A 22501-nucleotide genomic window follows, 5' to 3' on the forward strand; every position below is an offset into this window, starting at 1 on the left:
TCGTAACGTACCTCGTCTTAAAGTAGTCCCACCCATTGCCAATAAGTCATACTGAAGATAATGATTAACGCGTACCCAATAATAGTAATTGGTAGCCCAGATTTTAAAAGGTCTTTTGTTGTAAATGCTCCAGTACCATATGCGAGCATGTTTTGAGGCGCACTTACTGGAAGCAAAAAACCAAAGCAAACAACAAATTGCTGGATCAATACTAGACCTGGACCGTTAAACGAAGTAGGTTGCATTGAAACCACCAACGCAATAACGATAGGGATAAACGCCGAAGCTAAGCTTGTTGCGCTTGCAAAACCTAGGTGAATCAATATATTAAACAGTGAGAGAACCATGATAATGAAAATAAGTGGCATTTCTGTTAACCCGACTGCCTCTAATGTATTTTCAGATAACCAAGATGCACCTTCTGTTTGTAAAAGTACTGTTCCCATAGAGATTCCAACTGCGAATACTACTAGAGTTCCCCAAGGAATCTTATTTTGGACTTCTTTCCAAGTGAAAATTCCAATACCCGGCAAGAGCATAACCATTACAGCTATAAATGTAACAGTCGTTGAATCTAGTGGGTGAAGTATGCCTTCAGTTGCCCAAAGAATTAATAAAGCAATTGAAATAATGATTAACCGTTTTTCTTTACCAGTTATTTGACCTAATTCTTTTAATTGATTTTTAATGACTACATCGCCATTTTCTAATTCAGATAGCTCCGGTTTAATAAGCTTGTTCATGATGAAGAATAATACGAAAGACATTAAAATTGACCATGGCCCAGCATATATAAACCATTGACCCCAAGTAATATTGATACCAAAGTTTTCTTCAATGAATCCTAGAGCGACCATGTTTTGAGCGGCTGCTGTTTTAATCCCTATGTTCCAGATAGAAATAGACTGAACTGCTGTGACTACTAATAGGGCAGAAAGTCTACTTGTTTTAGGTAGGTTGAAGGCAGCGACTACCCCTAATAGAATAGGCAAGATAGTACCTGCCCGAGCTGTAGCACTTGGAACAAATAACGCTAGCACGATACTTACAACTATTGTTCCAAAAACTAGGCTTTTTGTTTTTGTACCTACCTTAGACATGATGAACAGTGCTAAACGTTTATGTAATCCAGTAAGCTCCATTGCTGCAGCTATGAATGTTGCTCCAGCAACTAGGCCGACAGCCGAGGAGCTAAAACCTCCTAATGCTAACTTTAAAGCACCTGAAGTTGTGTAATCTATTGAAGGATCATCGATGGTTGGTGCTAGACCGATGAATACAGAAATAAGTACAATGATTATTGCCGCACTCACTGGAAACGATACGGCTTCCGTTACCCATAGAATTACCGCCAATGCAAGAATCGCTAGAGCTCTCTGCCCTGCAACCGGAAGTCCTTCAGGAGTGGGTAATAATACAATAATTAAAAATACTGCAAAAGCTAGGAGAATAAAAAACGTTTTATTCTTTTTCATTACAATTCCTCCTCTATTTCTATAGAATATTATTGTAAAATAGAATATATCTTAAAATTTTTTATATAGTTTTATTTTGCAAACTATAGGAGTACACTTTCTATTACTGTGATTCTTCAAACATCTTACCTAATCCATTAATATGACCCTTCGAGAATCCATGCTAGTTATCGTTACTTATTTTGCTAATAGAATTCATTTTTATACGATGCTTTCTAAGCAAATTTGACTGTCGTTTTCCGACTCATACAAAGATCTAATTAGCTGCAATAAAATTCTTAAATTTTTTACTGTAAACTACTATGCCTCTCTCGGTGTAACAGATATTGTCATTCCTTGCATATGCACTATTAACTGTTAGATTTCTTCCGAAAGGATATTAAAAATGCATTTCAGTTAGGTTATCTCTACCTTTCTTGGTTACTTAGTAAACTAGGAAGAACTAAATATCATCAAACAATGTGAATTAATTCACAATAAGTATACCTCTACAATTTCTTTTTGTTTATATATACCAATCTATTTCATAAATTTTTAAATAATTTTTAATCTTTTGTTCATATTTTTGTCAATATTTTATGGTTTAAAAGGTATATACTCACATTTAAGCCAATTCTTAAGTAGTACTTAATAATTAAATTTGAATTATTAAGTGTCTAGCTAATTGATCTATACGTCTTTCCTCAGTGAGCTAAACGAATTTGTAGAACTTCACATGAGTTGGTATGATTTTTCTCCCTGCTCAAGAAGCGGGCACATTTAACACGCATATAATTTTAAATAAGTTCAATTAGTGTTTGAATAAATGAGATTAAAATAATCCTCTCTTTTTCCAATTTTTATGAGAGAATGGTTATGAGAAGAAGTTATCTAAAAATGAAAGGAGGAAGTCTATGAAGCCTTGGATAGCGCGAATTTCCCTACTTTACCTACTATGTTTTCTAACAGCTTGCAATAAAGATTCCATCTCCCTTGAAAAACCCTTAACAAAAGAGCAGACCAATATTGTGCCTATAGCTATGCAAGAAGATGATTATGAAGCGATAGTAGAAGAAAAAAACAAAAGCATAAACCTTCTCCCGCTTGATATCACATCCCCTAATGCAAGCGAGCTTGGTATTACTTTTTCTGAACCAAAATACAAGAAATTTTCTGCTAATGGAGAAATCACCATTGCTGGGAAAATAGATAAAATAGATGACTTAAAATCACACTATATATGGATTAACATCCAAGCAGAAAAAGTAGGAGTTGCAGGAAAAGAACAGAATTATTTCGTTCCTATTAATGATGGGGAATTTAATCAAACAGTTCATTTTTTTAACGGAGAAGGAACATATAAAATAAAAGTTCAAGTCCCTAGCACTGAGCGAGAAAACTATTATTATGATACAGCAAACTTTGAGGTTATTAATATCAACCCAGAAAGGATAAGAGACGTTACTTATACACCACTTGGTTTAGAAGCTGGGCTAGGTCTTGATACCAAGGTTAGTTATGTAGTAGAAGAAGATGGTGTATTTACATTGAATGGGGAAATCCTGAAAGCCGCAGGTTACCAGGATATTATGGTTCGGTTGACTAAGGATGGCCAGATATGGAGCAAAGTGATTCCTGTTAAAAATGGAACTTTTACTACTAAGATTCCCCTTTTATATGGTCAAGGATTACATACTCTAGAGGTAATGATTCCTGATTCAGATAAAGAAAACTATTACAAAACTGCAACAGATTTACTCATAGAAAATACATCTATTGAAGAAATGGAGCCTATTCATTACTCCTCCCTATATACCGAACGAGGAGTTAATCTATTAGAGCCCATCTATGCTAGTAGCGTTAGCGAGCATAAATTTCATATAAAAGGTTTTATCGATCCAGAAGCGTTACTATCAGCGGAAACAACTCACCTCTATGTACAAACTAAAAAAGGAGAAGACCTAGCCTTAGAAGTAATTCCTATTAGTAATTATGCATTTGATCATTCTTTTTACTTGAGGTTTGGTCCTGGAAAATATGAGATTTCTATTAGCGTTCCTGAAATCACTAGCACAAAGAATAACTTTTTTAGATACTATGAGGTAGCAAAATTTGAAGTACTTTCAACTATAGAACAAGATAAACGAGATATCCTTCCTTCTAGAGGAGTAGAATCAGATTCACCTCAAATTATTGAACTAGCAAACAATCTCATAAAAGACAAAGTTTCCGAAAGAGATAAAACAAAAGCCATCTATGACTTTGTTGCAAACAATATTTCCTACGACGTTACTAAATTTCAAAATGAAGATTTTAATTGGGATGATAGCGCTTTAAAAACGCTGGAGTTAAAAACGGGAGTTTGTCAGGACTATGCCTATTTAACAATTGCCCTTTTACGAGCAGTCCATATTGAGGCTCGCTTTGTAGAAGGATACACAACAGATAGGCATGCTTGGGTTGAGGCAAGGGTGGATGACAGTTGGTTAACTATGGATCCAACCTGGGGGGCTGGCTATATTAAAGAAAACAAATTTATAGCAAGCTTTAGTGAAGATTACTTTGACCCTGCTGATGAAGATTTTAACAAAACCCATACACGCAATGGTATAGTCTACTAAATTTATTCTTAAGAAAAACTCAAACACCTAATACCTTACAAATTTAGACAAAGCTAGTTGATCAAAAGGAAGCCCTGTTGTTCAACTGTCTTTGTCTTTTTTAATGAAAAAAATAATAGACTCAAGGTGACTGCTATCAAGCACCTTCATTTTTACCCTCTAGCCCAACAACTCTCCCTTCTTCTCCTTTTTTTATAAACCACGGATTATTCGGTCTTTCCAAAGGAGTGATATTCATAATAAAATATCCTACAATTAAAATGAGTATAACTAGCGAGTAAAGAAGTGTATCAATAGGGTGATCATGTTCTACAATAATGAGGCGAATCATAGCGGTAATACCTACGTATAAAAAATACCTGAGAGGAAAGTGGTAGTCTTCTTTGAAATACTTCACAATCATGGTGATGAACTCAAAATATAAAAAGAATATGAGGATGTTAGCAAGGAACATTTTATAGTCGCTGGTACCTACGGTGACTAACATTTGGATAAAAATTGTAAGTTTCTTCATTAGCAAAAATGCTAATATAAATGCCAAGAGGACTAAACAGAGATTTAAAAAAACTTGCAAGGCTTTTGGGATGATCGATAACATAGCTGTAAATTTAACCATTCAATTCCTCCTTTTTAATAATACATTATTATAATGTAAGATAACCTAACATGTCTATTTTTTCTGAAATTTAAAATTATTTTTGTTTCTTTAAAGGCATTCAGTCTATTTTTAAAGGCGTCTATTTGTTGATAAAACTAATTTAATTTTATTTAATGAATCAGATGTCTAGTGAAAAGAGCAAAAATTGCTACGAAGTGGATAAAAAAACAAAACCCCCGAAAATTTTACGAATAATAAAATTTCCGGGGTTTTGAATTTAAAAGACAAGTTTTGTACTAGCCTCTTTTATCTATCCTATTCGATTAAGTCGACAAATTTTGTGGCAGCTGTTGATAGGGGTACTCTTTTTAAAAAGCATACCCCTATATTTCTTTTAGGTATGTCCTCTTTTAATTGCACTTCTTTTAATATTCCCTTATTTAAATATTCTTTAGCAAATTGTTTAGTCACACAAGCAATACCTAGGTTTATTTTAGCAAATTCTAATAATAAATCATGAGAACCCAATTCAAACTCGGGAGAAATTTTTACTCCTTTTGAGAGCATATAATCTTCTACATATCGTCTAGAAATAGATTTTGACTCGAGAAATATTAAAGGTAATTTTACTAGCTCATTTAAACTAATTGGCTTTGACAAGACTTTATTAAACTTTTCCCCATAAACAAAAATGTCCTGCACCTCTAAGCAAGGTCTTTGTCCAAGACTATCGTCCTCTACTGGAAAATTGCAAAAAGCAATATCCACCTCGCCTGCTTTTAAGATGGCGCAAAGCTCTGTTGTTGTACCATTCACAATTGTAAATTTAATACTAGGATATTTATTATGAAATTCTTCTAAGTAAGGGAGCAAGAAAAATCGTGAAATTGTATCTCCTACTCCAATTTTAAGCTCCCCTGCAGTTAGATTTTTAAATTCTAGTATTTTTTCCTCCCCTGTATCAATTAGTTTCAAGGCAGAGCTAGCATATTCAAACAATACAGAGCCTTCTGTTGTCAGAGTTACTCCCTTAGTTGTTCGATAAAACAACCTTGTGTCTAGTTCTCTTTCAAGTTGCATAATTGCTTGGCTAATTGCTGGTTGTGTCATAAACAAATCTTTTGCAGCCTTTGAGAAGCTACTATTTTTACTAACCACACAAAATATTTTATATAGATCCAGTTTCTCTGACATATAAGCACCTCTTATATCTATTATTATATATATTAATTTTACTTATATCATTGAATTGAGTAATATTACAAGTGGAAATAATATATATATTACAGTTGAAGGAGCGTTCAATTTGGAAAGAGTAGTTGGTACAGTTGTTAGAGGTCTTCGTGGCCCTATTATAAATAAAGGTGACAATATTGAAGAGATTGTAGTAGATAGCGTTTTAAAAGCTTCAGAAGTGGAAGGTTTTTCTATTAACGATCAAGATATCGTGACAGTGACTGAATCGATCGTTGCACGTGCTCAAGGAAATTATGCAAGCATTGACCAAATTGCAAAAGATGTTCATTCAAAATTTGGAGACGACACACTGGGTGTTATTTTCCCTATTCTAAGTCGTAACCGTTTCGCAGTCGTTCTACGTGGTATAGCAAAAGGTACGAGGAAAATTGTTTTGATGCTTAGCTACCCCTCAGATGAAGTCGGTAATCATCTAGTAGATATCGATGAGTTAGATGAAAAGGGAGTTAACCCTTGGACTGATGTTCTTACAGAAAAACAATTCCGTGACCACTTTGGTTATAAGCTACATCCTTTTACTGGAGTAGATTACATCGCTTACTATAAAGCTCTAATAGAAGAATATGGAGTTGAATGTGAAGTAATATTCTCTAACAACCCGAAATCTATTTTGGATTATACTAAGAACGTACTAACTTGTGATATTCATTCGAGATTTAGAACGAAAAAAATCCTTAAAGCCAATGGCGGAGAAAAAATTTATAGCCTGGATAACCTACTCTCTGAGTCAGTAGATGGAAGTGGCTTTAATGAAGAATATGGTTTACTTGGGTCCAACAAATCCACTGAAGATAGTGTGAAGTTATTCCCGCGTAATTGCCAACCAATTGTTGATAATATTCAAGATATGCTTAAAGAAAAAACAGGTAAACATGTGGAAGTAATGGTATACGGAGACGGAGCATTTAAAGATCCGGTCGGACATATTTGGGAGCTTGCTGATCCAGTAGTTTCACCTGCCTTTACTGCTGGATTAGAAGGGACACCAAACGAAGTAAAATTAAAATATCTTGCCGATAATAATTTTGCACATTTGAGAGGCGAAGAACTGAAAAAAGCAATTACCGAGCATATTAACAACAAAGGTGATGATCTCGTTGGTGCAATGGAGGCGCAAGGCACTACTCCTAGAAGATTAACAGACCTTATTGGATCGCTTTCTGATTTAACCTCAGGTAGTGGAGATAAGGGTACTCCAATGATATATATTCAGGGCTACTTTGATAATTATACTAAATAACTTCCTTACTTATGGGGGCTTGGACTAAATGTCTCGAGCCTTCTTTTTTTGTACTAAATAAAATGCAAATTAGCAAGGTATAGTATAGTTAAATGTTAAATCGCTAATCTTACATTCGTAAGGCTATCGAAAACAAAATTGCCCTCCAATAAGAGAAGGAAAAGAAATGATTTTTCATCTCTTTTCTCTTTACAATTCATAATGTTGATTCATTGAATGATCGACTTACAAGACTCTCATCTTTTCTAATAGAAAAGCATAGAAAAATCACTGTTACAGCTAGGAATGATATAACCAGTCCCTCTCTCCACAAATTGAAAGATTCTATACCCATTGTATTAATCAAGGAAAATAAACTTTGAAATACAAATAAAGGATATAAATTTCGAGTGATTACAAATACTTGAGCCAGCACAATGCCTAACAAAAAGCATAAAACAATATGAACACTCGTCTCAGTCAGATTGTTGCCTGTTAGGAGAAGAAACCACCCATCTTGTGAATACAATATTCCTGAAGCTAAGATGGCAGCTATGTTGCCTAAAGGTAATAAAGTGGTAACCACTATCCCAATAAATATGCCTAGTAACACAAAGCTGATTAATATAGCATAAGCAATAAGGAAAGTGGTCATTAAAAATGATTCTTTAGAAAAATCTTGATTGCTTAATATAACGATTACTAAAATAAGTGGTAAAAAAAAGACGAGACTTTCACTTTTAAGTTGGAGATTAAATCCATAAAAGCTCCATTTTTTCATCCACGAAAAATAAATAATAAGGATTAATGCAAGGGGAATGAAGGAAAGTAATGTTGGCATATAGGTTCCTTCCCAAAAGACATTACTAATTGATGAACCGGTTATGAGAATAATAATGTAAAATATTTCAATACTGATTATCGCTAAAATTGGAATAGCCCATTTAGTCTTCCTGCCACGTATCATACTAAAACTCCTTCTGTTATCTTCTTAATGAAGAACAAATTGGACAATTTATTAAGGATTATTTTTTTGATAAATACTACTGGTTTAAGAAGAAAGCAATAAAAATTCTATAAACAAAACTTGGGGGAATACTTTTAGTACGTCTTTTTATAGTCCTCCAGCTAACATAACCCTATTTTTGTACATTTATAAGTAATTATATCTCCAATACATATAAAAGCTTTAGGGGTTATATATATGCCCATAAGAGTCCGGGAAAGGAAATTCTCTATTCATCACCTCTTTCCACTTGATTTTTAGGGTTTAGGATAAACAAATAAAGACATACACCTTCTCTAAGCTAAGTGTATGTCTTTATTTATATTTTTAAAACTCTTCGTTGAACATGCTTTCTTTGTGAACATCTGGCTTAGACGCTTCAAGCATTAATATGACGGCTGTTATAATATGCATTATCATTCCAACAATAGGTATAAAGCCGATACAAGAGGTTACTATTCCCAGAATACTCCCAGTCGTAGTTTCCCCTCCCTCTTTTTTCGTTATGATAAGGGTAACGATATGCAAAGCCAACATAATTACCAAAGGTATCCAGAGAAAGCTCATGATTATAATTCCACCTAGAACTGGTATCCCTAAAAGTGCCTCCAATCCTCCTGTAACCCATTTTAATATTTTTGTGTTTGACATAATTGCGACATCCTTTGTTTGAATTATTTTTAATATTATTAAAAATATAACATATTCCTTCTCGTATGTCTTGGCTTTCTTATGTTTTTTTACCTATTAAATAATAATAAACTTAAGTTAAGTTCACCAATTTTAATCCATAATATGGAATATGTCATCTTTAGTACTTAAGGTCTTTATAACAAGTTGGGTAAAAGAATGTAATTATTTTTAAAGGTGGATAAAACAATTATCTGAGTAGCGATGAAACTTGCGGTTAATCTAAAGCTTTCTTAATATGGAAGCGAAAATTGTAAAGATATCGCTTCTTGTGAAGGTCAATTACAGAGGTTTTTTTTGTTAAAACTTATTAGTACTTAATTTCCCATTTAAATATAACAATAATACTTAACATTAAAACCCCGGAATGTTTTACAAACCTCTAACATTTCCGGGGAAGTAAGTTATTTCAACAAGCCGTGCTTTAAATCATTATGCCATTTAGAAAGCATAGGAATATCTGCCTCCGTAATTGTGTCTGCCTCATATGCTGCATCAACTAAAGCATCATAATTAGTCAAGCTAATAAAGTTAATACCTGCTTCATTAAACGAATCCTCTGCCTTCGGAAGTCCATATGTAAAAATACTTACAACTCCAAGTACTTCTAATCCTGATTTTCTTAACGCTTCTACAGCTGTTAAGCTACTTCCACCTGTGGATATTAAATCCTCAATGACTACTACCCTTTGACCAGGTACTACTTTTCCTTCAATTTGGTTTCCTCTACCATGTTCCTTTGCCTTCGACCGTACGTACAGCATAGGAAGGTCTAACACATCACTTACCCATGCAGCATGAGGAATACCAGCTGTGGCAGTTCCCGCTACTGCTTCTGTCCCTGGGAAATTGTTGTTAATGGCTTCTGCAAGGCCATTTGCAATTTCTTTCCGAATGGCTGGAGAAGACATAGTTATACGATTATCACAATAGATAGGCGATTTAATGCCTGAAGCCCAAGTAAAAAGGTTGTTTGGCTGTAACTCTACTGCTCCTACCTCAAGTAGTGCCTTTGCAATTTTATGATCAAGTTTCATGCGTATTCCTCCCACATATTAAAGATAGTTTTGTAAGCCTCAACTGGATTATCTGCCTTTGTGATAGCACGTCCAACTACAATGTGAGAAGAGCCTTGCTTTCTAGCAATAGAGGGAGTTGCCACTCTTACCTGGTCGTGTGCTTCTCCAGAAGAAAGTCGTATACCTGGTGTCACTCGTAAAAAGCCTTCCCCACAAGATTCAACTATTTTTCCTGCCTCGAGCACAGAGCATACCACTCCATCTAATCCCGCTTTTTTTGAAAGCCTAGCATAATGAAGAACAGATTCCTCCAAAGAAGTATGGATAAGCTGCTCCTCCTGCATTTGTTGCTCTGATGTAGAGGTTAACTGAGTAACGCCGATAATAGCAGGTCTCATTTTTCCAGCTAGGGTTCCCGCTTCCAGTCCTTCACGAGCTTTAATCATCATTGCCTCTCCTCCAGCAGCATGAACATTGATAAGATCGACTCCTAAACGAGCTAGTCCTTTCATAGCTTGGCCAACTGTGTTTGGAATATCATGTAGCTTCAAATCTAGAAATACATCATGTCCCATTTCCTTCAGCTTATAAACTATAGCTGGACCTTCCTGCATATAAAGTTCCATTCCTACCTTAACAAAGAGAGGTTCGTTAAAGGGGGTTAAAAAACTGTACACTTCCTCAGCAGAAGCAAAGTCTAATGCAATAATCGGATTGTTTATCATAATCGATGGCTCCTTCCAACTAAATCGTTTACTGTTTCATACCCTAGCTCGTCAAGCTTATCAGGTAACTGCTCGATTAACGACGGACAAATGAATGGATCAACAAAGTTAGCTGTTCCAATAGCTACTGCGCTTGCCCCTGCAGATAAGAAGTCAATAACATCATCTATGTTAGATACCCCTCCCATTCCGATAATAGGTAGTGAGACTTGATTAGCAACGTCATACACCATGCGTAATGCAACAGGCTTAATAGCAGGGCCAGAGAGACCGCCTGTTACATTAGCAATAACAGGACGTCCCGTTCGAGTATCCAACCGTAAACCAAGTAAAGTATTAATCATTGTTATACCATCTGCACCACCGGCTTCCACAGCTTTGGCAATTTCTACAACGTTTGTGACATTCGGAGACAGCTTCACATACACAGCTACAGAAGATACTGCTTTAACTGCTTTTGTCAGCTCTTCTGCTATTTGAGGGTCTGTACCAAACGTTATTCCACCTTGTTTAACGTTTGGACATGATATATTCAACTCAAGTGCATGCACATTTGGAGCTTTGGAAATAGCTTCCGCAACTGCAACGTAATCCTCCGTTAAGGTACCAGCAACATTTGCGATAATGGGTACATCAAATTGCTCTAACCAAGGAAGCTCATTTGCCATTACCTTTGTAAGACCAGGGTTTTGTAATCCAATTGCATTAAGCATTCCCGCAGGAGTTTCTGCGACACGAGGAGTGGGATTTCCTAGTCTAGTTTCTAGTGTGGTAGCTTTAATCATAATTGCACCTAATTTAGACAAATCATAAAGCTGTGCATACTCTTTACCAAATCCGAAGCACCCTGAAGCCGGCATTATTGGATTTTTTAACGACAGACCTGGTAACTCTACCGCTAATCTGTTCATACTCGAATCACTCCTGACTGGAAGACTGGACCATCAGAACAAACCTTCAAATAGTCAACATCCGTTTTTTCCGTTGTTTCGCATACACAAGCAAAGCATGCTCCGATACCGCAGCCCATACGTTGCTCAAAAGAAAGATAGCCTTCTTTATGTGGATACATTTTTTCAAGTGCTGCAAGCATAGGAGTTGGACCGCAGCTATAATACATGACAAAGTCGTCAGCAATTTTGTCTAAAACGTTTGTGACAAATCCTTTATGTCCATAGCTTCCGTCTACTGTTACTATATAAGTTTCACCTAGTTGTTTAAACAGCTCCTCATAAAAAACAACATCTAGCGATTGAAAGCCCAATACGTGGATGGGTTGCACACCTCTTTCCACCAGTCTTTTGGACAGTTCATAAAGAGGTGGAACACCAATACCCCCACCTACTAGCAGAGCTTTCTCTCCAGCCGTAATTTTATCTACAGGAAAACCTTGACCTAAGGGACCAAGCACATCTACAATATCCCCTGGTTTTTTCTTCGAAAGTAGAACCGTTCCACTTCCCTCTGCACGATAAATCATTGTAAACTCTAAAGCTTCATTGTTTATAGAACTAATACTAATTGGTCTACGCAATAAAGGTTCCATTTGATCAGACACTCGTATATGAACAAATTGGCCTGGCTGTTTCATATCCTGCACGAGCTGTCCTTTTAAGGTAAGCTCGAAAATGTTCGTTGCTATCTTTTGCTGATGTACAACGCACATTTGCTCTTGTCTAATCATGCGCGAACCTCCTGTAATTTCATCGTATCTGTAGAAAAACTCATTGACTCAATTACTCGAACCATAGCTTCTGCAGTATCTAATGAAGTTAAGCAAGGTATTCCATTTTCGACTGACTCTCTTCGAATACGGAAGCCATCACGCTCTGGCTGCATTCCTTTCGTCAAAGTGTTAATAACAAATTGAGCTTCCCCTTTTTGTATCACATCTAATAAAGTAGTGCCCTTCGAGCCAATTTTGTCTACTATATCTACTGGAATACCTGCGGATAGAATCGCTTTTGCCGTCCCTGCTGTCGCAATGATACGGAATCCAATTGCGTGAAAACGTTTAGCAATATCTGTTGCTTCCTCTTTATCTTTGTCAGAAATAGTCATTAGTACAGATCCATGATCTTTAATTTCCATACCTGCTGCCACTAAGCCTTTATAAAGTGCTTTTTCTAGTGTTATGTCTTTCCCCATTACCTCTCCTGTTGATTTCATCTCAGGTCCGAGTGTAATATCAACTCTACGAAGCTTAGCAAAACTGAAAACTGGTACTTTTACGAATACTCCTGGACTATTTGGTGCCAGTCCTGTTTTGTATCCCTGCTCAACAATAGAGTGTCCTAGTATAGCTTTTGTTGCAATGTTTGCCATTGGTATAGAGGTTATTTTACTTAAAAATGGTACTGTACGGCTTGAGCGTGGGTTTACCTCAATCACATAAACCTCATCTTTAGAAATTACATATTGAATATTCATCAGACCTACGATTTTTAAGCCTCTAGCAAGTCTTGTTGTGTAGTCAACCAGGGTGTCTATATGTTTTTGAGATAACTTTTGTGGTGGATATACGGCAATAGAATCGCCTGAATGGACTCCAGCTCGCTCAATATGCTCCATAATACCTGGTATTAAGACATTCTCTCCATCACAGATTGCATCTACTTCAACCTCTGTTCCTGTTAAATAACGGTCGATTAGAACCGGCTTTTCAGGGCTTGCTTCTACAGCATTTTCCATATAGTGCTTAATCTCATCTTCGTTATAAACGATTTGCATTGCGCGTCCACCAAGTACGTAAGAAGGTCTCACTAATACCGGGTAACCAATTTCATTAGCAATTTCAATTGCTTCTTCTACAGATACTGCAGTTTTACCTAGTGGTTGAGGTATTCCAATTTCGTGAAGAGCAGATTCAAATTTATTACGGTTTTCTGCTCGATCGATATCCTCTAAAGTAGTACCTAATATTTTTACTCCTCTTTCTTCTAATGCTTCTGCTAGGTTTATCGCTGTTTGACCACCAAACTGTACAACTACACCTTTTGGCTGCTCAAGATCCACGATATGCATAACGTCTTCCACAGTTAACGGTTCAAAGTATAATTTATCTGAAATAGAGAAATCAGTCGAAACTGTCTCTGGATTGTTATTGATAATAATTGCTTCATAACCGGCTTCTTTTATCGCCCATACAGAGTGTACAGTTGCATAGTCGAATTCTACACCTTGCCCGATTCTAATTGGACCAGAACCAAGCACAATCACGCTTTCTTTATCCGTACGAACAGATTCATTTTCCTCTTCATACGTTCCATAGAAGTAAGGCGTTTCTGATTCAAACTCTCCAGCACATGTATCTACCATTTTATAAACTGGGACAATATCGCTTTCCTTTTTAAAGTTATATACTTCTATCTCTTTCACATTCCAATATTTTGCGATTGTTTTGTCTGCAAAGCCCATTCTCTTTGCTTTATATAAAATTTCCTTATTGAAAGGATTATCTTGAATTACCTTTTCGTATTTAACGATATTTTGTAATTTATTTAAGAAAAATAAATCAATTTGACTCCACGCATGAATTTGCTCGATTGTCACTCCACGGCGTAACGCTTCACCGATAAAGAATAAGCGCTCATCTCCTGCGCGGCGAATTCTCTTAGCAATCCATTCATCTGTAATAGAATCGCTATTTTTCATTTCAAGATGAAAGTGACCTGTTTCCAAAGAACGAACTGATTTTAGAATTGCTTCTTCAAAAGTACGTCCAAGGGACATTACTTCTCCTGTTGCCTTCATTTGGGTGCCAAGATTACGTTTAGCTGATTCAAATTTATCAAAAGGCCATCTAGGTATTTTCGCTACAATATAATCTAAAGCTGGCTCGAAGCAAGCGTATGTTTTTCCCGTAACAGGATTCATCATTTCATCTAATGTAAGTCCTACCGCTATTTTTGCTGCGAGCTTTGCAATTGGATAACCTGTCGCCTTTGAAGCAAGCGCAGATGAACGGCTTACACGTGGATTAACCTCAATAATATAGTAATTGAAGCTATGTGGATCTAAAGCAAGTTGTACGTTACATCCACCTTCTATTTTTAAAGCACGAATAATCTTTAAGGATACATTTCGAAGCATTTGGTTTTCACGATCAGATAATGTTTGCGTCGGAGCCACTACAATTGAATCTCCAGTATGAATCCCTACTGGGTCTACGTTTTCCATATTACATACGACGATTGCATTGTCAGCTGAATCTCTCATTACCTCATATTCTATTTCTTTATAGCCCGCAATGGATTTCTCCAATAGACATTGAGTCACGGGACTATACTTTAAACCACTTGTAACGATTTCGACTAGGTCTGCATCATTATGGCAAATACCCCCTCCAGTTCCACCTAATGTGAATGCTGGTCTTACGATTACTGGGTATCCAATACGCTCCACAAAGGTTTTTGCTTCCTCAAGATTGTGGATAATGTCACTTTCAGGTACTGGCTCGTTCAGTTCATTCATTAATGTTCTGAACAAATCCCGGTCCTCTGCTTTGTGAATTGCCTCTAGCTTCGTACCAAGAATTTCTATCCCTAACTCGTCTAATATGCCAGATTCATCTAGCTGAATAGCCATGTTTAAGCCAGTTTGACCCCCTAATGTCGGAAGTATTGCATCTGGGCGCTCTTTACGGATAATCTTACTTACGAATGGAAGAGTTATTGGCTCAATATATACTTTGTCCGCAATTTCCGTATCTGTCATAATAGTTGCGGGATTGGAGTTAACTAGTATTACTTTATAGCCTTCTTCTTTTAGGGAAATACATGCTTGTGTCCCCGCATAGTCAAACTCTGCAGCTTGACCGATTACAATTGGACCAGATCCGATTACTAAAATAGTTTCTATATCTTTACGTTTAGGCATGTGAAGTCTCCTTTTTGCTTTCTTTATTCATTAACTCTATAAATTGATCAAATAAGTGTGTGGAATCCTCTGGTCCACATGAACCTTCCGGGTGGAACTGTACACAGAAGACTGGATATGTTTTATGTCTTACACCTTCAACTGTTCCATCATTTAAAGCTACATGAGTAATTTCAAGGTCAGTATTGGATATAGAATCTGCATCAATCGCATAGCCATGGTTTTGAGAAGTTAGCTCAGTTCTTCCAGTAGTTAAGTCTTTTACTGGATGATTCCCACCTCGATGACCGAATTTTAATTTAAATGAAGTGGCACCACTCGCTAGAGAAATTAACTGATGACCAAGACAAACTCCAAAGATCGGGACGTTACCGATTAAGTCCTTTACCATCTCAATTGCTTCTGGTATATCTGTTGGGTCCCCAGGTCCGTTAGATAACATGACCCCATCGGGACGCATTGCTAGAATTTCTTTTGCTGATGTGTTGAAAGGTACTACAATCACGTCACAGTCACGCTTGTTTAGCTCTCTTAAAATACCATGCTTCATGCCAAAATCTACTAATACTACTCGTTTTCCACGTCCAGGACTTGGATACGGTCTAGTAATAGATGACTGCTCGACTACGTTTTTAGGTATTTCAGTAGCTTTTAGTATTGCTACAATTTCTCCCACATTTACTTCTTCTTCAGCGTTTGTCATCTTACCCTTGAGTGAACCATGCTTTCGAATAATGCGTGTTAGCTTACGCGTATCTATTCCTTCAATTCCTGGTACATTTTTTAATGTTAAAAATTCATCTAATGTACTTTGGTTGCGAAAGTTAGATGGATGCTCCGCCAATTCACGAACAACGATTCCTGACAAGCCTATTTCAATAGCTTCAAAATCATCTGGATTTATACCGTAGTTACCAACCATAGGATACGTGAAAGTCAGAATTTGACTACAATTGGATGGATCCGAAATAGATTCCTGATAGCCTGTCATTGCTGTAGTGAAAATAACCTCACCAACAGTTCCTTTTTCGCTTCCAAAAGCATTCCCCTTAAATACCGAACCGTCCTCTAATATTAAATATCTAGTTTTCATGCTTGTTCCTCCTGCCATACGATTTCTCCGTTAAAGATAGTAACTTGTGGCCAACCTGCACAAACCCAGCCATCAAATGGTGTATTCTTCCCTTTAGATAAGAATGCTTCTTTTTCTATTTTTTGTTCTTTATTTAAATCTATCAATACTAGATCTGCTGGAGCTCCAATCTCTAACTTGCCAAATTCAAAGCCAAATACGTTCGCCGGTTTGATTGTTAAGAAATCTAAAAGTTGCTTTAACGTCCATTCTCCAGTTTTCACAAAATGTGTATACAACAATGGAAAAGCCGTTTCTAATCCAACGATTCCAAATGGAGCCTTTTCAAATCCTAGTGCTTTTTCCTCCTCTGTGTGAGGTGCATGATCTGTCGCAATAAAATCTAATGTTCCATCTAATAGTCCCTCACGCAATGCCATCATATCGTCCCTTCCTCTTAAGGGGGGATTCATCTTCCAAGTTGCATCATTGGATGGAATATCTTCCTCACAAAGTATTAAATGGTGAGGACTTACTTCTGCCGTTACATGGATGCCTGCCTTCTTTGCGTCTCGTATCACTCGAACAGATTCCTTAGTACTAACATGGCATACGTGATAATGTGCACCTGCAGCTTCAGCTAGTAATATATCTCTCGCAATATGTACTGATTCTGAAACAGAGTGGATTCCTTTTAATCCAAGCTCTTCATTTCGTTTCCCTTTATGCATTACTCCACCATATAAAAGTGAATTATCCTCACAGTGTGCTACTACAGGAATATGGTACTTTGCTGCTTCTTGCATTGCTTCTAGCATTGTCCCCGCCGTCTGTACTCCCACGCCGTCATCGGTTAAAGCAAATGCCCCAAGCTCTTTAAGTGAAGCAATATCTGTGCGTTCTTTACCAGCTTGGCGTATTGTAATTGAAGCATATGGAAGCACTCTTACAAGTGCATTTTTTTCTACTAAGTTTAGTACATGTGAGAAGTTTTCAGCTGTATCTGGGACTGGACGAGTATTAGGCATTGCACAGATAGTTGTATATCCACCCTTTGCAGCAGCTTTTGTACCAGTTTCAATCGTTTCTTTTTGTTCACCACCTGGCTCACGTAGATGCACATGTACGTCAATAAAACCTGATGAGAGTAACATTCCTTTACCATCGATTACTTGTGCCTCTGCTAAAGTTGGAGTAGGGTGGATTTCTGTTATTATCCCTTCTTTAACTACAACAGAAGTAGTTTCTAATTCACCTGATTGGTTTACTAGTTGAACGTTTTGAATTATTTTTGTCATGTTATTCTCTCCCTTTCAAGATCATCTCAATAACAGCCATTCGGATATAAACACCATTTTCCATTTGCTTAAAAATTCTAGAACGCTCACATTCTACTAATTCGTTTGCAATTTCCACATCACGATTAAACGGAGCAGGGTGCATAATAATTGCTCCTTCTTTCATCCTGCTTTCTCGCTCCAAAGTCAGACCATAGGATTGATGGTATTCTTCCTTTGAAAATGATATCGAACCATCGTGCCTTTCATGTTGCACTCGTAGCATCATTAAAACATCACTTACTTCAATTACATCATCAAAACTATTAGTAGTTTCAAATTCTGCTTGCCATTCACGTGGACACACAAAATGAATTTTAGCTCCTAGCCTAGTTAAAGCATCTGCATTCGATCTTGCCACTCTACTATGCGCTATGTCCCCTACTATTGTGACTATTTTATCCTTCAATCCCCCAAATTCTTGCCAAATAGTAAAGATATCTAAAAGGCTTTGAGTGGGATGGTTTCCAGTGCCGTCCCCTCCATTGATGATTGCAGGTCTCACTTTCCCTACCAGTTCATTGAAATAGTTATTTTGTTCATGTCTTATAACTAATGCATCCAAGCCTATAGATTCTAGTACTTTTACTGTGTCATATAGTGTCTCACCCTTTAATGTACTAGAAAAACCCGCATCAAAAGGTAACACCTCCAGCTGTAGCTTTCTTTCAGCCATTTCAAAGCTCATTTTCGTTCTTGTACTCGGTTCGAAGAATAAGTTAGCCATTGTATATTTGTTTTTTAAAGTTGAGACGGCGCCTTCACGAAACGCTTGTGCTTGTTTTAAAATAGCTAGTATTTGTTCAACTGACAAATCTTTCATTGATACTAAATTTTTCATGAATATCCGCCTTTCTTTTATAAAAAAACCTCCTCGAAAAATTCGAGAAGGTCCGTTAAGCATAACCAAAGTAGAGATTCTATAAGTAAAAATCTCTTTTTTGGTCCGAACCCTTCGCTGACTCTCTGTTCAACTTATTAAAAGGTCATTATTCTATTGTGTCATTTCCAGATGATTCAGCTTCTTTTCTTCCAGGAAGAATCCAGTTTAAAACTACTCCAACGATGGCAGCTAGTGCCATTCCTTCTATACTTAATGCTTCCGTTACGATAAATTTAGCTCCACCAATACCGATTACTAAGATAACAGATGCAATAACTAGGTTGCGACTGTTTCCAAAATCAATATTTGCTTCTACTAGCATGCGCAACCCACTAGAAGCAATAATCCCAAACAGCAGGATAGATACCCCTCCGAGAACTGCGGTAGGTATTGTTGTGATAAGCGCCATTCCTTTACCAAAGAAGGATAGCAAGATTGCAACAACTGCTGCTCCCATTATTACGTACACACTATAAACTCGTGTAATGGCTAACACACCAATATTTTCGCCATAAGTAGTCTTTGGTGGACCACCGATTAAAGCACTTACGAATGTTCCTAACCCATCTCCAAGAAGTGAGCGATGTAAACCAGGCTCTTTAATATAGTCTCGATTTACAACCTTCCCTAATACTAATTGATGCCCAATATGTTCAGAGATAGTAACAATGACTATAGGAACCATAATGAGCAAGATTTTAGAAGTAACTTCAAAATCATAATGAACTCCTGGTACTAAGAAATCGGGTAACGCTAGGAAGCTTGCCTCTTTAACAGGAGTAAAATCTACAATTCCAATTAGGATAGAATAGAGATATCCAACTACTAAGCCAATCAAAATTGGCATGGTACTAATAATGTTTTTAAAAAAGATAGTACAAATGATTGCTGTAAACAATGTTACAAGTGCAGCAGAAAAATGTAAGAAACTATACTCTTTTAAACCTGTCTCTACATTTGTGATATTCATCGCCATGTCCACAGCAACTCCTGCTAATCCCAGACCAATAACCATAATTACCGGACCAACAACGATTGGTGGCAATAACTTCATAATCCACTTGTATCCACTTTTCCAAATGATCAGTGACACAATACCATATACTAAACCTACAAATACTGCTCCAATCATTGCATTACCTGGATTAATAGCTTTACCCGATTCGCCAAGTCCATTTACTGCCAATAAAATTGGTGCTATGAAAGCAAATGAGGAACCTAAATAAGCCGGCACTTGAAATCGGGTTATCATTAAGAAAATGATTGTTGCTATACCACTAGTCAGTAACGCGATTGCGGGACTTAACCCTACAAGCTGTGGTACTAATATTGTTGAGCCAAACATCGCAAACATATGCTGAAAACTTAGAGTGATCAGTTGTCCGCTTGTAGGTTTATCATTTACATCTAATATCGCTTTCGACATTTAAGGTCCCCACCTTTCTAGGATTATTCAAATATTGTTACAGCATCTACTTCGTCCGTCTCTGTAACTTTAACCACTATTTTTTCACTACTAGAGGTAGGAATGTTTTTACCTACATAATCTGCTCGGATTGGTAGCTCTCTGTGACCTCTATCTATCAACACGGCAAGTTGTATTTGGGATGGCCTTCCTAAATCCATTACTGCGTCCATCGCTGCTCGAACCGTTCTCCCAGTAAACAGAACATCATCTACTAAAATAACCTTTTTGTTTGTAACATCATGTGTAATATCAACTTGTTGTACGAGTGGCTCGTTAGAAGCATTTTTTAAAGATAAATCATCTCTATACAATGTAATATCTAACTCACCCGTTTTGATTGGTTTACCTTCAATTTTTACGATTCTTTCTGCAAGTCTTTGCGCTAAAAATGTACCTCTAGTTTTTATCCCTACTAATATACACTCTTCAATTCCTTTGTTACGTTCAATAATTTCATGGGCAATTCTAGTGAGTGCCCTGTTGATAGCTTGCTCATCCAATATGCTTGCCTTTTCTTCCATACGATTACATCCTCCTATCCATAATATAAAAAACCTCTTAAGCTAGAGAAGCTCAAGAGGTTGTATGTGCGCGATAAGATATAGTGAACCTATTAATCCGCAGAATAATAGTGAGTCACTTTCACATGTACCTTCTCAGCCTCTCTGGACTGTTATTAAAGGTGAAGCTATTCAATTTATTGTAATTAGTATAACGGACTATTCTTCTTTTGGCAATGATTGTTTTCGCAAGTCTTGCAACAAATCTGTAAAGTCCTCTGGTAGCGGATAAGAAAATTCTAAATACTCCCCTGTTCTTGGCTGTATGAAACCGAGAACTCCTGCATGTAGAACTTGACCATTAAAATCTATAGTCTTCTTCGGTCCATATTTAGGATCTCCTGCTAATGGATAACCGATATACTTCATATGAACACGAATTTGATGCGTTCTTCCAGTTTCCAACTGACATTCCACTAAAGTGAATTTGTTAAAACGTTCTAAAACACGGAAATGTGTTACAGCATGCTTACCGTTATCCACAACCGCCATGTTTTGACGCTCTTTTTTATCACGAGCAATCGGCGCATCAATTGTTCCTTTATCATGCGCGATATGTCCATGAACAAGTGCAGTGTATTTACGAGTAACTGTTTTCTTTACTAGCTGATCAACTAACGAAACATGGGCAACATCGTTTTTAGCAACCATTAGAAGGCCAGTTGTATCTTTATCAATACGATGGACGATTCCTGGGCGTAAAACTCCATTGATACCTGAAAGGTCCTTAATTTGATGCATTAGACCATTAACGAGCGTACCACTTAGATGGCCAGGAGCAGGATGAACAACCATACCTCGTGGCTTGTACACTACCACTACATCCTCGTCTTCATAAACGATTTCAAGATTCAAGTTTTCTGCAACTATATCTAGCTCAACCGCTTCTGGTGGAGTTACTACAATTACATCGCCCTCTTTTACCTTGTAGCTCGTTTTTGCGGGCTCATTGTTGACTAAAACACTACCATCTTTTATAAAATTTTGAATTTGTGTACGAGACCAATCTGTTTCAAAAGAGGCAATTGCTTTATCAATTCTCTCTTTTTCCTGGTCCTTTTCAATAATAAACGTTAATTCTTCCATTATTTCACCTTTTTCTTTTCAGCTCGTTCTTCTCGTAGTATAAAAATAATTACAACCACAACTCCTAATGTTAGGGCAGCATCTGCAATATTAAAAATCGGAAAATCATAGTTAACAACCGGAATGAGTACATCTACAAAATCGACTACTTCACCTTTCCAAAGTCGATCTATAAAGTTACCAATTGCTCCTCCTAATAAAAGCATTAATCCTACTTGAAAAAGAGGTTTCCCTTTTGCTTCCTTATGAAAGTAATAAATAATCGCAACAATCACAACTACAGTGATAACTGCAAAAAAACCTATTTGTCCTTGTAGCATACCCCATGCAGCACCACGATTACGATGTGAAAGCAGTGCAAAGTATGGGTCCCAAATCATAATTTGTTCACCAAGCGTCATATTTTTAACAACAAGCCATTTTGTCCATTGATCTAATGCAATGACAAATGCTGCTAGTCCATAAAATTTCCACACATTAATTCCCCCGATAATCAAATAAGCCTTAAAGACCTCTCTTAGTTGCAGTGAATATTATATCCACCCACTAATTATTTAAAAAGATTTTTGCTGAATAATATTAAACAATCTACAATAGTTTACCATAGAAACCTATCCTACGTAAAAGA

19 protein-coding genes are annotated in these 22501 nt (G+C 36.8%); 2 read left to right on the top strand and 17 right to left on the bottom strand.

The features are described 5' to 3' along the window. Nucleotides 1-17: 17 nt before the first annotated feature. On the bottom strand, nucleotides 18-1475 hold the full coding sequence (locus tag D0S48_RS05795; RefSeq protein ID WP_144537994.1) for a DASS family sodium-coupled anion symporter: 1458 nt from the start codon (nucleotides 1473-1475) through the stop codon (nucleotides 18-20). Between the two features lie 893 nt (nucleotides 1476-2368). Between D0S48_RS05795 and D0S48_RS05800 the strand changes: the two genes are divergently transcribed. Continuing rightward, the gene (locus D0S48_RS05800; RefSeq protein ID WP_151110621.1) at nucleotides 2369-4075 is read left to right on the top strand and encodes a transglutaminase domain-containing protein; all 1707 of its coding nucleotides are present in this window, start codon (nucleotides 2369-2371) and stop codon (nucleotides 4073-4075) included. A 136-nt stretch (nucleotides 4076-4211) separates the two neighbouring features. On the opposite strand, the gene psiE is transcribed toward D0S48_RS05800, so the two are convergent. Both psiE and D0S48_RS05810 read right to left on the bottom strand, forming a co-directional pair. Beyond that, complete coding sequence (gene psiE, locus D0S48_RS05805; RefSeq protein ID WP_151110623.1) at nucleotides 4212-4691, bottom strand: phosphate-starvation-inducible protein PsiE; 480 nt, start codon at nucleotides 4689-4691, stop codon at nucleotides 4212-4214. 297 nt (nucleotides 4692-4988) lie between these two features. Next, entirely contained in the window at nucleotides 4989-5867 is an 879-nt protein-coding gene (locus D0S48_RS05810; RefSeq protein WP_144537991.1) for a LysR family transcriptional regulator, read from the bottom strand. A 112-nt stretch (nucleotides 5868-5979) separates the two neighbouring features. Between D0S48_RS05810 and D0S48_RS05815 the strand changes: the two genes are divergently transcribed. Further along, nucleotides 5980-7170 carry a coenzyme F420-0:L-glutamate ligase gene (locus D0S48_RS05815; protein WP_144537990.1) on the top strand — a complete coding sequence of 397 codons (1191 nt, stop codon included), beginning with the start codon at nucleotides 5980-5982 and terminating at the stop codon, nucleotides 7168-7170. 196 nt (nucleotides 7171-7366) lie between these two features. Here the strand turns inward: D0S48_RS05815 and D0S48_RS05820 are convergent, their stop codons facing one another. The 14 genes from D0S48_RS05820 to lspA all read right to left on the bottom strand — a co-directional run bounded on the left by D0S48_RS05820 (nucleotide 7367) and on the right by lspA (nucleotide 22349). Beyond that, nucleotides 7367-8116: a hypothetical protein gene (locus D0S48_RS05820; protein ID WP_144537989.1), complete on the bottom strand. Its 750-nt coding sequence runs from the start codon at nucleotides 8114-8116 to the stop codon at nucleotides 7367-7369. Between the two features lie 366 nt (nucleotides 8117-8482). After that, nucleotides 8483-8806, bottom strand: a complete 324-nt coding sequence (locus D0S48_RS05825) for a hypothetical protein (RefSeq protein ID WP_144537988.1) — start codon at nucleotides 8804-8806, stop codon at nucleotides 8483-8485. A 443-nt stretch (nucleotides 8807-9249) separates the two neighbouring features. After that, nucleotides 9250-9882: an orotate phosphoribosyltransferase gene (pyrE, locus tag D0S48_RS05830; RefSeq protein ID WP_144537987.1), complete on the bottom strand. Its 633-nt coding sequence runs from the start codon at nucleotides 9880-9882 to the stop codon at nucleotides 9250-9252. Continuing rightward, nucleotides 9879-10589 carry an orotidine-5'-phosphate decarboxylase gene (pyrF, locus tag D0S48_RS05835; RefSeq protein ID WP_144537986.1) on the bottom strand — a complete coding sequence of 237 codons (711 nt, stop codon included), beginning with the start codon at nucleotides 10587-10589 and terminating at the stop codon, nucleotides 9879-9881. The genes pyrE and pyrF overlap by 4 nt, the downstream gene beginning before the upstream one ends. Beyond that, a complete protein-coding gene (locus tag D0S48_RS05840; RefSeq protein ID WP_144537985.1) occupies nucleotides 10586-11500 on the bottom strand; it encodes a dihydroorotate dehydrogenase in 915 nt (304 codons plus the stop codon). Before D0S48_RS05840 ends, pyrF begins: the two co-directional genes overlap by 4 nt. Beyond that, on the bottom strand, nucleotides 11497-12273 hold the full coding sequence (locus D0S48_RS05845; protein WP_144537984.1) for a dihydroorotate dehydrogenase electron transfer subunit: 777 nt from the start codon (nucleotides 12271-12273) through the stop codon (nucleotides 11497-11499). Before D0S48_RS05845 ends, D0S48_RS05840 begins: the two co-directional genes overlap by 4 nt. Continuing rightward, nucleotides 12270-15467, bottom strand: a complete 3198-nt coding sequence (gene carB / locus D0S48_RS05850) for a carbamoyl-phosphate synthase large subunit (RefSeq protein WP_144537983.1) — start codon at nucleotides 15465-15467, stop codon at nucleotides 12270-12272. Before carB ends, D0S48_RS05845 begins: the two co-directional genes overlap by 4 nt. Continuing rightward, complete coding sequence (locus D0S48_RS05855; protein WP_151110625.1) at nucleotides 15460-16560, bottom strand: carbamoyl phosphate synthase small subunit; 1101 nt, start codon at nucleotides 16558-16560, stop codon at nucleotides 15460-15462. Before D0S48_RS05855 ends, carB begins: the two co-directional genes overlap by 8 nt. Further along, nucleotides 16557-17837: a dihydroorotase gene (locus D0S48_RS05860; protein ID WP_151110627.1), complete on the bottom strand. Its 1281-nt coding sequence runs from the start codon at nucleotides 17835-17837 to the stop codon at nucleotides 16557-16559. Before D0S48_RS05860 ends, D0S48_RS05855 begins: the two co-directional genes overlap by 4 nt. Before the next feature lies 1 nt (nucleotide 17838). Further along, complete coding sequence (locus D0S48_RS05865) at nucleotides 17839-18717, bottom strand: aspartate carbamoyltransferase catalytic subunit (RefSeq protein ID WP_144537980.1); 879 nt, start codon at nucleotides 18715-18717, stop codon at nucleotides 17839-17841. A 148-nt stretch (nucleotides 18718-18865) separates the two neighbouring features. Next, nucleotides 18866-20185, bottom strand: coding sequence for a uracil-xanthine permease family protein (locus D0S48_RS05870; RefSeq protein WP_144537979.1), 1320 nt, complete (start codon nucleotides 20183-20185; stop codon nucleotides 18866-18868). Nucleotides 20186-20208: 23 nt separating this feature from the next. Further along, the gene (pyrR, locus tag D0S48_RS05875) at nucleotides 20209-20748 is read right to left on the bottom strand and encodes a bifunctional pyr operon transcriptional regulator/uracil phosphoribosyltransferase PyrR (RefSeq protein ID WP_144537978.1); all 540 of its coding nucleotides are present in this window, start codon (nucleotides 20746-20748) and stop codon (nucleotides 20209-20211) included. A 198-nt stretch (nucleotides 20749-20946) separates the two neighbouring features. Then, the gene (locus D0S48_RS05880; RefSeq protein ID WP_144537977.1) at nucleotides 20947-21873 is read right to left on the bottom strand and encodes an RluA family pseudouridine synthase; all 927 of its coding nucleotides are present in this window, start codon (nucleotides 21871-21873) and stop codon (nucleotides 20947-20949) included. Continuing rightward, the gene (gene lspA, locus D0S48_RS05885; RefSeq protein WP_144537976.1) at nucleotides 21873-22349 is read right to left on the bottom strand and encodes a signal peptidase II; all 477 of its coding nucleotides are present in this window, start codon (nucleotides 22347-22349) and stop codon (nucleotides 21873-21875) included. Before lspA ends, D0S48_RS05880 begins: the two co-directional genes overlap by 1 nt. Nucleotides 22350-22501 lie beyond the last annotated feature (152 nt).

Source organism: Psychrobacillus sp. AK 1817 (assembly GCF_008807035.1).
GTDB classification, from domain to species: domain Bacteria; phylum Bacillota; class Bacilli; order Bacillales_A; family Planococcaceae; genus Psychrobacillus; species Psychrobacillus faecigallinarum.

Coding starts and splice junctions, on each gene's coding strand:
- pyrF (WP_144537986.1), bottom strand. CDS start 10,589: ATGATAAACAATCCGATTATTGCATTAGACTTTGCTTCTGCTGAGGAA.
- D0S48_RS05855 (WP_151110625.1), bottom strand. CDS start 16,560: ATGAAAACTAGATATTTAATATTAGAGGACGGTTCGGTATTTAAGGGG.
- D0S48_RS05860 (WP_151110627.1), bottom strand. CDS start 17,837: ATGACAAAAATAATTCAAAACGTTCAACTAGTAAACCAATCAGGTGAA.
- D0S48_RS05880 (WP_144537977.1), bottom strand. CDS start 21,873: ATGGAAGAATTAACGTTTATTATTGAAAAGGACCAGGAAAAAGAGAGA.
- D0S48_RS05820 (WP_144537989.1), bottom strand. CDS start 8,116: ATGATACGTGGCAGGAAGACTAAATGGGCTATTCCAATTTTAGCGATA.
- pyrE (WP_144537987.1), bottom strand. CDS start 9,882: ATGAAACTTGATCATAAAATTGCAAAGGCACTACTTGAGGTAGGAGCA.
- D0S48_RS05845 (WP_144537984.1), bottom strand. CDS start 12,273: ATGATTAGACAAGAGCAAATGTGCGTTGTACATCAGCAAAAGATAGCA.
- D0S48_RS05865 (WP_144537980.1), bottom strand. CDS start 18,717: ATGAAAAATTTAGTATCAATGAAAGATTTGTCAGTTGAACAAATACTA.
- D0S48_RS05810 (WP_144537991.1), bottom strand. CDS start 5,867: ATGTCAGAGAAACTGGATCTATATAAAATATTTTGTGTGGTTAGTAAA.
- carB (WP_144537983.1), bottom strand. CDS start 15,467: ATGCCTAAACGTAAAGATATAGAAACTATTTTAGTAATCGGATCTGGT.
- D0S48_RS05825 (WP_144537988.1), bottom strand. CDS start 8,806: ATGTCAAACACAAAAATATTAAAATGGGTTACAGGAGGATTGGAGGCA.
- pyrR (WP_144537978.1), bottom strand. CDS start 20,748: ATGGAAGAAAAGGCAAGCATATTGGATGAGCAAGCTATCAACAGGGCA.
- D0S48_RS05840 (WP_144537985.1), bottom strand. CDS start 11,500: ATGAACAGATTAGCGGTAGAGTTACCAGGTCTGTCGTTAAAAAATCCA.
- D0S48_RS05870 (WP_144537979.1), bottom strand. CDS start 20,185: ATGTCGAAAGCGATATTAGATGTAAATGATAAACCTACAAGCGGACAA.
- psiE (WP_151110623.1), bottom strand. CDS start 4,691: ATGGTTAAATTTACAGCTATGTTATCGATCATCCCAAAAGCCTTGCAA.
- D0S48_RS05795 (WP_144537994.1), bottom strand. CDS start 1,475: ATGAAAAAGAATAAAACGTTTTTTATTCTCCTAGCTTTTGCAGTATTT.
- D0S48_RS05800 (WP_151110621.1), top strand. CDS start 2,369: ATGAAGCCTTGGATAGCGCGAATTTCCCTACTTTACCTACTATGTTTT.